At 52.7% G+C, this 12,489-nt stretch carries 15 protein-coding genes; 7 read left to right on the forward strand and 8 right to left on the reverse strand.

The genetic code is table 11. The features are described from left to right. Nucleotides 1–48: 48 nt before the first annotated feature. Both OGV75_RS04720 and fdhD read right to left on the reverse strand, forming a co-directional pair. Nucleotides 49–261, reverse strand: coding sequence for a YdgH/BhsA/McbA family protein (locus tag OGV75_RS04720; RefSeq protein WP_003825262.1), 213 nt, complete (start codon nucleotides 259–261; stop codon nucleotides 49–51). 128 nt (nucleotides 262–389) lie between these two features. Continuing rightward, nucleotides 390–1,226, reverse strand: a complete 837-nt coding sequence (fdhD, locus tag OGV75_RS04725; protein ID WP_049040549.1) for a formate dehydrogenase accessory sulfurtransferase FdhD — start codon at nucleotides 1,224–1,226, stop codon at nucleotides 390–392. A gap of 194 nt (nucleotides 1,227–1,420) precedes the next feature. On the opposite strand from fdhD, the gene fdnG reads away from it, so the two are divergent. From fdnG to fdhE, 4 genes are read left to right on the forward strand one after another with little or no spacing between them, the layout of a single operon-like run. After that, nucleotides 1,421–4,471: a formate dehydrogenase-N subunit alpha gene (gene fdnG / locus OGV75_RS04730; protein WP_131405487.1), complete on the forward strand. Its 3,051-nt coding sequence runs from the start codon at nucleotides 1,421–1,423 to the stop codon at nucleotides 4,469–4,471. Nucleotides 4,472–4,483: 12 nt separating this feature from the next. Further along, complete coding sequence (gene fdoH, locus OGV75_RS04735; protein ID WP_286480398.1) at nucleotides 4,484–5,386, forward strand: formate dehydrogenase O subunit beta; 903 nt, start codon at nucleotides 4,484–4,486, stop codon at nucleotides 5,384–5,386. After that, nucleotides 5,383–6,018 (forward strand): formate dehydrogenase cytochrome b556 subunit, encoded by a 636-nt coding sequence (fdoI, locus tag OGV75_RS04740; RefSeq protein WP_003028686.1) that lies wholly within the window; start codon nucleotides 5,383–5,385, stop codon nucleotides 6,016–6,018. Before fdoH ends, fdoI begins: the two co-directional genes overlap by 4 nt. Beyond that, the gene (gene fdhE, locus OGV75_RS04745) at nucleotides 6,015–6,944 is read left to right on the forward strand and encodes a formate dehydrogenase accessory protein FdhE (RefSeq protein ID WP_003028685.1); all 930 of its coding nucleotides are present in this window, start codon (nucleotides 6,015–6,017) and stop codon (nucleotides 6,942–6,944) included. The genes fdoI and fdhE overlap by 4 nt, the downstream gene beginning before the upstream one ends. Nucleotides 6,945–6,987: 43 nt before the next feature. Here fdhE and OGV75_RS04750 read toward each other — a convergent pair whose 3' ends face one another. Then, nucleotides 6,988–7,275 carry a helix-turn-helix domain-containing protein gene (locus OGV75_RS04750; RefSeq protein WP_131347314.1) on the reverse strand — a complete coding sequence of 96 codons (288 nt, stop codon included), beginning with the start codon at nucleotides 7,273–7,275 and terminating at the stop codon, nucleotides 6,988–6,990. Next, on the reverse strand, nucleotides 7,276–7,587 hold the full coding sequence (locus tag OGV75_RS04755; protein ID WP_131347312.1) for a type II toxin-antitoxin system RelE/ParE family toxin: 312 nt from the start codon (nucleotides 7,585–7,587) through the stop codon (nucleotides 7,276–7,278). It lies immediately after the preceding gene. A 220-nt stretch (nucleotides 7,588–7,807) separates the two neighbouring features. Between OGV75_RS04755 and OGV75_RS04760 the strand changes: the two genes are divergently transcribed. The 3 genes from OGV75_RS04760 to OGV75_RS04770 all read left to right on the forward strand — a co-directional run bounded on the left by OGV75_RS04760 (nucleotide 7,808) and on the right by OGV75_RS04770 (nucleotide 9,582). Continuing rightward, the gene (locus OGV75_RS04760; protein ID WP_286480399.1) at nucleotides 7,808–8,737 is read left to right on the forward strand and encodes an alpha/beta hydrolase; all 930 of its coding nucleotides are present in this window, start codon (nucleotides 7,808–7,810) and stop codon (nucleotides 8,735–8,737) included. An 84-nt stretch (nucleotides 8,738–8,821) separates the two neighbouring features. Further along, the gene (locus tag OGV75_RS04765) at nucleotides 8,822–9,133 is read left to right on the forward strand and encodes a type II toxin-antitoxin system HigB family toxin (protein WP_019077936.1); all 312 of its coding nucleotides are present in this window, start codon (nucleotides 8,822–8,824) and stop codon (nucleotides 9,131–9,133) included. Further along, nucleotides 9,130–9,582, forward strand: a complete 453-nt coding sequence (locus OGV75_RS04770) for a helix-turn-helix domain-containing protein (RefSeq protein WP_080859878.1) — start codon at nucleotides 9,130–9,132, stop codon at nucleotides 9,580–9,582. The genes OGV75_RS04765 and OGV75_RS04770 overlap by 4 nt, the downstream gene beginning before the upstream one ends. 17 nt (nucleotides 9,583–9,599) lie before the next feature. On the opposite strand, the gene fabY is transcribed toward OGV75_RS04770, so the two are convergent. From fabY to yihX, 4 genes are read right to left on the reverse strand one after another with little or no spacing between them, the layout of a single operon-like run. Next, a complete protein-coding gene (fabY, locus tag OGV75_RS04775; protein ID WP_003825286.1) occupies nucleotides 9,600–10,541 on the reverse strand; it encodes a fatty acid biosynthesis protein FabY in 942 nt (313 codons plus the stop codon). 44 nt (nucleotides 10,542–10,585) lie between these two features. Next, entirely contained in the window at nucleotides 10,586–11,023 is a 438-nt protein-coding gene (dtd, locus tag OGV75_RS04780) for a D-aminoacyl-tRNA deacylase (protein ID WP_003028671.1), read from the reverse strand. Further along, nucleotides 11,020–11,892: a virulence factor BrkB family protein gene (locus tag OGV75_RS04785; protein WP_019077938.1), complete on the reverse strand. Its 873-nt coding sequence runs from the start codon at nucleotides 11,890–11,892 to the stop codon at nucleotides 11,020–11,022. The genes dtd and OGV75_RS04785 overlap by 4 nt, the downstream gene beginning before the upstream one ends. Next, entirely contained in the window at nucleotides 11,886–12,485 is a 600-nt protein-coding gene (gene yihX, locus OGV75_RS04790) for a glucose-1-phosphatase (protein ID WP_286480400.1), read from the reverse strand. Before yihX ends, OGV75_RS04785 begins: the two co-directional genes overlap by 7 nt. Between the last annotated feature and the right edge of the window lie 4 nt (nucleotides 12,486–12,489).

The following is a 12,489-nucleotide window of genomic DNA, read 5'->3' on the forward strand; positions in this document are numbered from 1 at the left end:
AATGAAAAAAGCGCCTCAAGGGCGCTCTTTCGACAGTACTGAGGTATTTTATTTCAGCAGTTCAGCGGTCATGTGCACGCGGTTGCCAGTGTATGCCTGAGTGATTTTATAATCGCTGGCACCTGCACGTTCAGCCTGAGCGGCAATTTTTGCTTCAGCGCTTTCCAGTGTAGAACCAGTTGCGGTAACTGTCTGAGCAGCGAAAGAACCGAAAGAAGTAGCCAGAGCGATAACTGCGACAAAAGTTTTGATGCTTTTCATGATATAAACCCTTTAACTTAGTTGTTTGATTAAGGCACCGTGCCTTGATGTGATAAATAATAGCCATCTCATCGCACAACTAAAAGCGGAAGGATTTGCCAGTCTTATTCAAATTAATTGAATACTGGTTACTCAGTTATCAGACGCTCGGGATGTGTATAAATCGTCGCCCGGCCCGGTTTGCAAAAACCCACCAGCGTCAGGTTACAGCGTTCGGCAACTTCCACAGCGAGCGTTGTCGCCGCAGAAACAGCAAACAGGATTTCCACGCCGCACATTGCCGACTTCTGCACCATCTCGTAGCTGGCGCGGCTGGAGACTAATACCGCGCCCTGCTGCCAGGTTTCCCCTTCGATCGCACGTCGTCCCAGCAGTTTATCCAGCGCAACATGACGTCCAACATCTTCATGCCCGCCCGCCAGATGACCTGACGGCTGTACCCAGGCAGCCGCGTGCGTGCAGCCTGTCAGTTGCCCAACAGGCTGGAAATCAGGGAGATGCCTTAAGGCGTTATCAAGATGCGCCAGATTGAATGTCTGGGTAAACGGCAGCGGCTGGACCGGTTTGCCAATATCATTAAGTTGCTCCACGCCACAAACACCGCAGCCAGTCCGACCGGCCAGTGCGCGACGACGCTCTTTCAGCCCCATAAAGCGCCGGCTGGACAGCTCAACCTGCACTTCTAATCCGTTGCAGGAAGGCACCACGTCCATCCCGTAAATATCTTGCGAGGACTCAATAATGCCTTCAGAAAGTGAAAAACCCATCGCGAAGTGCTCAAGATCTTTCGGGGATGCCATCATCACCACGTGTGAAATCCCGTTGTATACCAGTGCCACAGGCACTTCTTCAGCTACCTCATCTGGCTGAGGATGTTGCAAGTCCTCGCGCTTCCAGAGGGTCAACTGACGAGATCCTGTCGGAGATGTCACATTCTTGATGTTTTCTTGAATAATCTTATTCACTTTCTTTTAACCGTATTGGAACACGCATACCAACATTGTGGTATTCTTTACAAATCCCTCCTGGACGGAGGGAAATTCACCCAATTCTGGACCTTTGCGGTCCCGTCCGCAAAGAAAAATAACAACCACTTCCCTCGCGTTCGCGTTATAGGAAAACGAAGGGAACGTGACAATGTCGAAACAAGGAGCGAACCATGCAGGTCAGCAGAAGGCAGTTCTTTAAGATCTGCGCTGGCGGTATGGCAGGCACCACGGCAGCGGCACTGGGCTTTGCACCCGGCGTAGCGCTAGCGGAAACACGGCAATATAAATTGCTGCGCACCCGCGAAACCCGTAACACCTGCACTTACTGTTCCGTTGGCTGTGGACTGTTAATGTACAGTCTCGGTGACGGAGCAAAAAACGCCAAAGCATCCATCTTCCATATCGAAGGGGACCCGGATCACCCGGTGAACCGTGGCGCACTGTGCCCGAAAGGGGCAGGACTTGTGGACTTCATCCACTCTGAAAGCCGCCTGAAATTCCCGGAATACCGCGCACCTGGCTCTGATAAGTGGCAACAGATTAGCTGGGATGAGGCATTTGACCGCATCGCTAAGCTGATGAAAGAAGATCGCGACGCTAACTACGTTGCACAAAACGCCGAAGGCGTAACCGTTAACCGCTGGCTTTCCACCGGGATGCTGTGTGCTTCCGCTTCCAGTAACGAAACCGGCTATTTAACACAAAAATTCTCCCGCGCGCTTGGTATGCTCGCGGTCGACAACCAGGCACGCGTCTGACACGGACCAACGGTAGCAAGTCTTGCTCCAACATTTGGTCGCGGTGCGATGACCAACCACTGGGTCGACATTAAAAACGCCAACCTCGTTGTGGTAATGGGCGGTAACGCCGCTGAAGCTCACCCGGTCGGGTTCCGCTGGGCGATGGAAGCCAAAATTCACAACGGCGCGAAGCTGATTGTTATCGATCCGCGCTTTACGCGAACCGCGGCGGTGGCTGATTTCTATGCTCCGATTCGTTCCGGTACTGACATTGCTTTCCTGTCAGGCGTTTTGCTGTACCTGCTGAACAACGAAAAATTCAACCGCGAATACACTGAAGCCTATACCAACGCCAGCCTGATCGTGCGTGAGGATTACGGTTTCGAAGATGGCCTGTTTACCGGCTACGACGCGGACAAACGCAAGTATGACAAAACCAGTTGGAACTACGAACTGGATGAAAAAGGCTTCGCCAAACGCGATGTCACCCTGCAACACCCGCGCTGCGTATGGAACCTGCTGAAACAGCACGTCTCCCGCTACACGCCGGACGTCGTAGAAAATATCTGCGGTACGCCAAAGGCCGACTTCCTGAAGGTCTGTGAGTACATCGCAGAAACAAGCCGCCCAGATAAAACCGCGTCGTTCCTGTACGCACTGGGCTGGACGCAACACTCCGTTGGTGCGCAGAACATCCGTACCATGGCGATGATCCAGTTGCTGCTTGGCAATATGGGGATGGCAGGCGGCGGCGTTAACGCCCTGCGCGGACACTCTAACATTCAGGGTCTGACCGACTTAGGTCTGCTGTCACAAAGCCTGCCGGGCTACATGACGCTGCCAAGCGAGAAACAAACTGACCTGCAAACTTACCTTGCCGCCAACACGCCAAAACCGTTGCTGGAAGGCCAGGTGAACTACTGGGGCAACTACCCGAAATTCTTCGTTTCGATGATGAAAGCCTTCTTTGGCGATAAAGCGACAGCGGAAAACAGCTGGGGCTTCGACTGGCTGCCGAAGTGGGATAAAGGGTACGACGTCCTGCAGTACTTCGAGATGATGAACCAGGGCAAAGTGAATGGCTATATCTGCCAGGGCTTTAACCCGGTCGCATCATTCCCGAATAAAAACAAGGTTGTGGCTTCACTGTCCAAACTGAAGTTCCTGGTTACCATCGACCCGCTCAACACAGAGACCTCCACCTTCTGGCAGAACCACGGTGAGTCGAACGATGTTGACCCGACGAAAATCCAGACCGAAGTATTCCGTCTGCCGTCCACCTGCTTCGCCGAAGAGAACGGTTCTATCGTCAACTCCGGTCGCTGGCTGCAGTGGCACTGGAAAGGTGCGGATGCCCCGGGGATTGCCGTTACCGATGGTGAAATCCTCGCCGGTATCTTCCTGCGTCTGCGCAAGATGTATGCCGAACAGGGTGGCGCGAACCCGGAACAGGTGCTGAGCATGACCTGGAACTACTCCACACCACACGAACCGGCTTCGGAAGAAGTGGCGATGGAGAGCAACGGTAAAGCCCTGGCCGACATTATCGACCCGGCCACCGGTGCCGTTATCGTCAAGAAAGGCCAACAGCTTAGCTCGTTCGCCCAACTGCGTGACGACGGTACCACCTCCAGCGGCTGCTGGATTTTTGCCGGTAGCTGGACGCCGGAAGGCAACCAGATGGCACGTCGCGATAACGCCGATCCGTCAGGCCTTGGCAATACGCTGGGCTGGGCATGGGCGTGGCCGCTCAACCGACGCATTCTGTATAACCGCGCCTCCGCTGACCCGCAGGGGAATCCGTGGGATCCAAAACGTCAGATCCTGAAATGGGACGGGGCGAAATGGAGCGGGATGGATATTCCAGACTACAGTGCCGCCGCGCCGGGCAGCAACGTTGGGCCGTTCATCATGCAGCCGGAAGGGATGGGACGCCTGTTTGCTATCGATAAGATGGCAGAAGGTCCGTTCCCGGAACACTACGAGCCGTTTGAAACGCCGCTGGGGACTAACCCGCTGCACCCGAACGTTATCTCTAACCCTGCCGCACGTATCTTTAAAGGTGACGCGGAAGCACTGGGTAAAGCGGATAAGTTCCCGTACGTCGGTACGACCTACCGTCTGACCGAGCACTTCCACTACTGGACTAAGCATGCGCTGCTTAACGCTATCGCCCAGCCGGAGCAGTTTGTGGAAATTGGCGAGAAGCTGGCGAATAAGCTCGGTATCTCTCATGGCGATACCGTCAAAGTCTCCTCTAACCGTGGCTACATTAAAGCCAAAGCGGTGGTGACTAAACGTATTCGCACGTTGAAGGCCAACGGTCAGGATATCGACACTATCGGAATCCCGATTCACTGGGGCTACGAAGGTGTGGCGAAAAAAGGCTTTATCGCTAACACGTTAACGCCATTCGTCGGTGATGCGAACACGCAGACGCCGGAATTTAAGTCCTTCCTCGTGAACGTGGAAAAGGTGTAACGGAGACGACCTATGGCTTATCAATCGCAAGACATCATTCGTCGTTCCGCCACTAACGGTTTCACCCCCGCGCCTCAGGCGCGGGACCATCAGGAAGAGGTGGCGAAGCTTATCGACGTCACCACCTGTATCGGCTGTAAAGCGTGTCAGGTGGCGTGTTTAGAATGGAACGACATCCGTGATGAAGTGGGCAACAACGTTGGGGTGTACGACAACCCGGCTGATTTGACCGCTAAATCCTGGACGGTAATGCGCTTCTCGGAAGTGGAACAAAACGACAAACTGGAGTGGCTAATCCGCAAGGATGGCTGTATGCACTGCGCCGATCCGGGCTGCCTGAAGGCGTGTCCGGCCGAAGGAGCAATCATTCAGTATGCCAACGGTATCGTCGACTTCCAGTCCGAGCAGTGCATCGGCTGTGGCTACTGTATCGCGGGCTGCCCGTTCGACGTGCCGCGCCTCAACCCGGAAGACAACCGCGTTTACAAATGTACGCTGTGCGTTGACCGTGTAGTGGTCGGACAAGAACCAGCCTGCGTGAAAACGTGTCCAACCGGCGCTATTCATTTCGGCACCAAAGAGTCGATGAAAACGCTGGCCGGTGAGCGCGTGGCGGAGCTGAAAACGCGTGGTTACGAAAACGCGGGTCTGTACGATCCGGCAGGCGTTGGCGGTACGCACGTGATGTACGTATTGCACCATGCGGACAAGCCGAATCTGTACCACGGTCTGCCGGAGAACCCGGAAATCAGCGCCACCGTGAAGTTCTGGAAAGGCATCTGGAAACCTCTCGCAGCCGTCGGCTTTGCAGCGACATTTGCGGCCAGTATCTTCCACTACGTCGGCGTAGGCCCGAACCGTGCGGAAGAGGAAGAAGACAATCTGCATGAAGAAAAAGACGAGGTGCGCAAATGAAACGACGTGACACCATCGTGCGCTACACGGCGCCGGAACGCATCAACCACTGGATCACCGCCTTCTGCTTCATTCTGGCGGCAGTGAGCGGGATGGGTTTTCTCTTCCCGTCGTTTAACTGGCTGATGCACATCATGGGCACGCCGCAACTGGCGCGAATTGTGCACCCGTTTGTCGGCGTGATCATGTTTGCCTCGTTTATCATCATGTTTTTCCGTTACTGGCACCACAATCTAATCAATCGGGATGATATCTTTTGGGCGAAGAATATTCGTAAGATTGTCGTCAACGAGGAAGTAGGTGACACGGGACGTTATAACTTCGGCCAGAAATGCGTATTCTGGGCGGCGATTATCTTCCTGGTCCTGTTGCTGGTGAGCGGAGTGGTCATCTGGCGTCCGTATTTTGCGCCTGCTTTCTCAATCCCGGTGATCCGATTCGCGTTAATGCTGCATTCATTTGCCGCAGTAGCGTTAATTGTGGTTATCATGGTGCACATTTACGCCGCCCTTTGGGTGAAAGGCACCATTACCGCGATGGTGGAAGGATGGGTTACCAGCTCATGGGCGAAGAAACATCACCCGCGCTGGTACCGTGAAGTCCGCCAGAAACAGGAAAAGTCATCTGAATGAGTATTCGCATAATCCCGCAAGATGAGCTGGAGAAGAGCGAGAAACGCACGGCGGATATGATTCCGCCGTTATTATTCCCCAGACTCAAAAATTTGTATAACCGCCGCGCTGAACGTCTGCGCGAGCTGGCCGAGAACAACCCACTGGGTGATTACCTGCGTTTTGCCGCGCTGATCGCTCACGCGCAGGAAGTGGTGTTGTACGACCATCCGCTGCAGATGGATCTGACCGCTCGCATCAAAGAAGCGAACGATCAGGGCAAACCGCCACTGGATATCCACGTTCTGCCACGCGACAAGCACTGGCAAAAACTGCTGCAATCGCTAATTGCTGAGCTGAAGCCGGAAATGAGCGGCCCTGCGCTGGCCGTGATCGAGAATCTGGAAAAAGCCTCGGAGCAGGAGCTGGAACTGATGGCCAGCGCGCTGTTTGCCTCCGATTTCGCCTCCGTCAGCAGCGACAAAGCACCGTTCATTTGGGCTGCCCTGTCGCTCTACTGGGCGCAGATGGCGAGCCTGATTCCCGGCAAAGCCCGTGCGGAATACGGCGAACAGCGTCAGTACTGCCCGGTGTGTGGTTCAATGCCGGTCTCCAGCATGGTGCAAATCGGTACCACTCAGGGGCTGCGCTATTTGCACTGCAACCTGTGCGAAACCGAGTGGCACGTGGTGCGCGTGAAGTGCAGCAACTGCGAGCAGAGCCGTGATTTGAACTACTGGTCGTTAGATAACGAACAGGCGGCAATTAAAGCTGAAAGCTGCGGCGATTGCGGGACTTACCTGAAGATTCTCTATCAGGAAAAAGACCCGAAAGTCGAGGCCGTAGCCGACGATCTCGCTTCACTGATGCTGGACGCACACATGGAGCAAGAGGGCTTTGCCCGCAGCTCCATCAACCCGTTCCTGTTCCCGGGTGAAGGGGAGTAAGTTTTAAGATCTTCCCCCGGCAAGTGACCCAGACTGCCGGGGATTATCTTAGCGCCTGAATGACATGTTTTGGATCATTGGCAATAGCACGTAACAACGCTTTTGCTGGACCAGTCGGTGAACGACGCCCCTGCTCCCAATTGCGCAACGTATCCACGCTTACCGATATCAAATCTGCGAAACGAGTCTGTGATAATCCTGAAGACAGGCGGATTTCCTTTATTTTCATGGCATCAATATGAAAGGTACGGGAAGGTTGCCGTGTTCCTTCAGCGATCTCATTCATCTGAACCATACTTTGAGTTAGTCGCTCAAATAGTGCCTTATCCATTTACCACCTCTCATTCAACATACGCAGCAGTACTTTTTCTTGCGGAGTCAGATCATCCTTAATCCCTTTCTGATAAATCAGCAACAATCGAATTTGTGATTCCCTGATTTGATGAAAATAGATAATCCTCACACCACCACGTTTTCCTTTCCCTCGCGCTCTCCAGCGAACCTTTCTCAGGCCCCCCGTTTCTTGTATTAGATCGCCACAATCGGGCTGAATCGCAAGGAATATCTGTAATCTACGGTATTCATCATCATCCAGTAATTTTTTGACGTCTTCAGTGAAGATTTCCGTTTCTATGAATAGCATTTTTAGTACGCCATTGGACTATACTAATAAAAATCATCTATACGTCAATGGCGTATAGCGCATTTTCCTCACAATACAGAATTCAAACCGCAGAAACCAATGACGGTATTTAATCTGCGAGCCGCTTTCCAGAATCGTATACCCCGCCACTTTTCCCATTTTCATTCGTGGTTATCCAGGTTATAAAACTGTATATCCATACAGATAAGGAAAATAATAAATGGCACTGGAAAGCGGGATTGCACAGCTGGTTGAGGCATTTATCGCGGCGGGACGCCCTTCTTCGCGCGAGCAAAATATTGATGACCGGAGAGCAGGCTACATTGTCAGCACGGTACTGGCAGGAGAAACTGAAACCCGCGTACAGGTTGAAAATATTGAACTCGATGCAATGACATTTCGCGTTGTTTCGCCGCGGGACGCCACGGGAAATCTACCCTGCGTTATCTATTATCACGGCGGCTGCTTTGTCAGTGGTGGATTCGCGACGCATGATAACCAGCTAAGGCAGCTCGCCTGGTACAGCGGCTGTCGAGTCATTGCGGTGCAGTATCGCCTTGCACCAGAGCATACTTTCCCGGCTGCACATAACGACGCTGAAACGGGAGCCAATATTATCTGGAAGTATGCCCAGAAACTGGGTGTCGACCGCGGCAGGATTACGCTTGCTGGCGACAGCGCGGGCGGGCATCTGGCGCTGGTCACCGCACTGCGCCTGAAAGCTGCCAATCAATGGCAACCTGCGCAGCTAATGCTGATTTACCCGATGCTGGACGCAACCGCCAGGTTTGAGAGCTACGATCGAAATGGGCAGGATTACATTATCACGCGTGACACGTTGCTTTCGGGCTACGAGATGTATTTGCCGCAAACCGACCTGCGGCATCCTGAAGCCAGCCCTGTCTGGCGTGAAGACTTCAACGGTCTGCCGCCCACGCACATCATTACAGCCGAATTCGACCCACTGCGCGATGAGGGCGAAGCCCTGTATCAACGGTTCCAGGAGCAGGGCGTGGAGTGTACCTGCCAACGCTATCTTGGCGTTATCCACGGATTTTTCCAGCTGGCAGGAGTGAGCCAGGCGGCACGAAATGTTATGCGAGATGTGGCCTGGCGCGTCGTAAATCCTGTATCAGGAAGACATGCTTGATTAATATTTTGCTTTCATCTTGAAAACTTAATTACCTTGCGTTATTTTGTTTTCAGGTTGAAAACCTTGTAATGGAACTACACCATGCATGTTATCAGCCGAAAACCTTTCAACGAGGCAATACTCCGTTTTCCAAACCACATGGCAGCACTCGTTGATTTGCTGAATATTTTAGAGAAAAAAATGTTCCACACTCCTGAAGAGATGAAGCAGTACATACCTTCACTGGATAATTTTAAATACAGAAATAAATGGTGGGTGATTAATGTTTCAGGTAACTGCTTGAGACTTATTGCCTATATTGATTTCAAACTGCAAAAGGTATTTGTGAAGCATATCGTTCACCATGCCGAGTATGACAGACTAACCACATACTATCGGGGTCACAAAGAATGAGAACGCATGAAAGCCATCAGATAGACACAGCCAGTGTAAAATTGATGATCGATACCTTTACCGATGCAGTGAAAAAAATCCCCCTGTTAGGCAAAGAACAAAATGAGGCAGAGTACCGAAAAGCACTCGCTTTGGTGGAGTTTCTGGTTGATCGTAACGACCTGGAAAACCCGTTGTTTGAGCTGCTTTCAGCTCGGATCCGCGACTACGAAAAACATGCGCCTGAGTTCAGTGCCCTCAACCAACAACTGGAACATACTCCTCATGGCGTTGCGTTACTGCGTACGCTCATGGATCAATATGGTCTCAAAGCAGCAGATCTTGCCAACGAACTTGGTTCAAAATCCAATGTCAGCAACATCTTGAATGGTCGCAGAGCACTGACTGTAAGTCATATTAAAATGCTCGCAGAACGCTTTAACCTTCCGGCAGACGCATTCATCGAGTAAAGAGGATCCCCTCTGACCTACTCTTCCTCATTCCCGCCCTCTTCATATGCGCCAAACGGTTTCGCGGGTAGCACAATGTAGGTACCTTCAAACACGACGCCCGGCGTGTCATCGCCAAACACCCCGACCTGCATCTGAACGCGCGCCTTGCGGCCTCTTGCCAGACGGTCCAGGTCACCGCTCAGCGAGCCCAGATCGGCAATAGCGGTAGGTTTCCCGGTAATTGGCCTGCTGTATCGGATATGCGCGTCGGCGAGGATTATCGTCCCCCCCAGATGGCGCTCGCGCAGCATCAGCCAGATAAGCCCCCAGCCCGTTAACGTCGCCAGTGAAAACAGGCTTCCGGCAAACAGAGTATGGTGCGGGTTCTGATTGCCTGTCTCTGGCATCGTCGTAATAAATTTCTGCCCGGTGTACTGCTGAATGCGCACGCCCATTTTCTCACTCAATGGAATATGTTCGTACCAGGCTTGCTGTAGCTGTCCGCACCAGTCCCCGCGATGGAGAATGTCGTCCAGCGTTGCGATGGGTTTAATCATCAAAAAATGGCGCACCGGCGTGGTTTGCGGCGTGGTAATTTCGCCCTGACTCACAAACCCCAGTTTGGCGAAAAATTCGACCGCATCTTCACGGGCGCTACAGGTTACGCGCTTTACCCCTTCCTGACGCGCCACAGACTCCAGGGTCATCGCCATCAGCGTGCCCAACCCTTTCTCCTGCACAGAGGGGTCAACGGCCATAAAACGTATGGAGGCTTCGTTATCCGCATTGATATACAAACGCCCAACCGCGACCAGATTTCCCTCTTCGTCCACCACCATCTGGTGATGCGCCATCGCGTCCCAGGCATCCCGTTCGGAGCCTTTGGGCTGGTGCAACGGTTTACGCAACATCTCCCAGCGAAACTGGTAGTAACGCTCCAACTCTTCTTCTGTTTGCGGTACTCGAAGGTGATACATAGTCGTATTCTCTCTTGTTGCCCGCGGCCACACCGGTAGCTGGTTCATACTTGTAACCAGAACGTCACGGGGCCATCATTAACCAGTGAAACCTGCATATCCGCAGCGAATCGACCGGTTTGCGTATTCATTTCCTGTTGGCGGCAACGCTCAACAAAGTATTCATACAGCGCTTCTGCCCGCTCGGGCGCAGCGCCTTTCGAAAACCCCGGGCGCATGCCACGTTCGGTATCTGCCGCCAGCGTGAACTGTGAAACCACCAGCACACTGCCACCTGATTGCTGCACGTTGAGGTTCATTTTTCCTTCGGCATCGCTAAAGATTCGATAGCCGAGTACGCGCTCGCACAGACGGTTCGCTTTCTGTTCGTCATCATCCCTTTCGACACCTAACAGGACCAAAAGTCCTGGGCCAATTTCACCCGTCACCTCGCCCTCCACGGTGACGCTGGCCCGGGTTACGCGCTGAATTAATGCAATCATGGTTGATCTGCTTCTTCTTGTTCTGCGGCTTGTTTAAGTTTGCGGTATTCCCCGAGAGTGACAGTTATTTCCGCGCCAAGCAAGACGATACACCACGTCCAGTATACCCAGACAAATAAAATGGGGATCACCGCCAGGACACCGTAAATGAGCTGATACGACGGGAACATCGTGATGTAGAGCGCAAATCCTTTCTTTCCGGCCTCGAACAACACGGCGGCCACAAAGGCGCCAATAACCGCATCACGATTGGGCACACGCGTAGTCGGTACAATGCTGTAAAGCAGCCAGAACGAGAGCCAGGAAAGCACCAGAGGGAAAATACGCAAGACGTCATCAATCACCGAGTTGAGATCGCTGGCCCAGCGCAATGACAACAAATAAGAGCTGATCGCCAGACTAGCCCCCGCCAGCAGCGGCCCCAGCGTTAAAATCATCCAGTAAACGGCGAAAGAGTAAACTTTGGGACGAGTGCGCTTACTGCGCCAGATAGTATTCAGAGCATTATCAATGGCATACATCAGCAATAACGCCGTGACAATCAGCCCACATGCCCCAACGGCCGTCATTTTGTTCGAGTTGGCGACAAACTGTTCGATATAACGCTGGATGACGTCTCCCGTCGCCGGGATAAAATTTGCGAAAATAAAATGACGTAGCTGGGCACTGACGTCGGAAAACATCGGAAATGCGGCGAAAAGAGCAAACACAACGGCGATAAGCGGTACTAATGAGAGCAGTGAAACATAGGCAAGATTCCCTGCCAGCGTCGTCATGTTGTCCTCATCAATCCGTTGCCATAGTAGCTTCAGCCAGGCCCGTACAGGACGCGTATGGTGCCTGGCTTGTTGCTGAACATTTTTTAGCATAACAACTTCGCGAAATAGTCAGGAATGGTCGTTTTATCGACGACCTGGATACTGGTAATCCCTAACCGGTTAGCCCCTTCAATATTATCGGCGTTGTCGTCAAAAAAGACCGCATCTTCCGCAGAAAAACCTTCAGACTGCAGGACATGCTGGTAAATCCGCGCTTCCGGTTTTCGCATGCCCAGTTCCTGGGAAAGATAAATATGGTCAGCAGCCTGACGAATTTCAGGATATTCATCCGGCCAAAATGTTGTGTGCAGACGGTTAGTATTCGACAAGACGACCACCCGATGCCCCTGCTCACGCAGCTTATGCATGATGTCGATGACTTCAGGGCGCAATGCCACAAAAACGGCCTGCCAGCCGTGAGAGAACTGCTCGTAACTTAGCGGCAGCGCCATGTCATGACATAGTGCCTCGGCAAAGGCTTCATCCGTTATTTCACCTCGCTCGTGCTGGTGAAAAGCCTCCCCCATGGTAAAACTTTGCTTCAGCGAGGCCAGCGGTACACGGCTCAGATCGCTCCATGTGCCCAACACGCGGTTGAAGTCGATATCGACAATCACATTACCTAAATCAAAGATATAGAGCATGCCC

The sequence above is a fragment of the Citrobacter sp. Cb028 genome, from assembly GCF_030336705.1.
GTDB lineage: Bacteria > Pseudomonadota > Gammaproteobacteria > Enterobacterales > Enterobacteriaceae > Citrobacter > Citrobacter braakii.

What these genes read in the sequence shown, in the direction of transcription:
- OGV75_RS04720 (WP_003825262.1), bottom strand. Translation starts at nt 261, where the DNA reads ATGAAAAGCATCAAAACTTTTGTCGCAGTTATCGCTCTGGCTACTTCT.
- fdoH (WP_286480398.1), top strand. Translation starts at nt 4,484, where the DNA reads ATGGCTTATCAATCGCAAGACATCATTCGTCGTTCCGCCACTAACGGT.
- fdoI (WP_003028686.1), top strand. Translation starts at nt 5,383, where the DNA reads ATGAAACGACGTGACACCATCGTGCGCTACACGGCGCCGGAACGCATC.
- fdhE (WP_003028685.1), top strand. Translation starts at nt 6,015, where the DNA reads ATGAGTATTCGCATAATCCCGCAAGATGAGCTGGAGAAGAGCGAGAAA.
- OGV75_RS04750 (WP_131347314.1), bottom strand. Translation starts at nt 7,275, where the DNA reads ATGGATAAGGCACTATTTGAGCGACTAACTCAAAGTATGGTTCAGATG.
- OGV75_RS04755 (WP_131347312.1), bottom strand. Translation starts at nt 7,587, where the DNA reads ATGCTATTCATAGAAACGGAAATCTTCACTGAAGACGTCAAAAAATTA.
- OGV75_RS04760 (WP_286480399.1), top strand. Translation starts at nt 7,808, where the DNA reads ATGGCACTGGAAAGCGGGATTGCACAGCTGGTTGAGGCATTTATCGCG.
- OGV75_RS04765 (WP_019077936.1), top strand. Translation starts at nt 8,822, where the DNA reads ATGCATGTTATCAGCCGAAAACCTTTCAACGAGGCAATACTCCGTTTT.
- OGV75_RS04770 (WP_080859878.1), top strand. Translation starts at nt 9,130, where the DNA reads ATGAGAACGCATGAAAGCCATCAGATAGACACAGCCAGTGTAAAATTG.
- fabY (WP_003825286.1), bottom strand. Translation starts at nt 10,541, where the DNA reads ATGTATCACCTTCGAGTACCGCAAACAGAAGAAGAGTTGGAGCGTTAC.
- dtd (WP_003028671.1), bottom strand. Translation starts at nt 11,023, where the DNA reads ATGATTGCATTAATTCAGCGCGTAACCCGGGCCAGCGTCACCGTGGAG.
- OGV75_RS04785 (WP_019077938.1), bottom strand. Translation starts at nt 11,892, where the DNA reads ATGCTAAAAAATGTTCAGCAACAAGCCAGGCACCATACGCGTCCTGTA.
- yihX (WP_286480400.1), bottom strand. Translation starts at nt 12,485, where the DNA reads ATGCTCTATATCTTTGATTTAGGTAATGTGATTGTCGATATCGACTTC.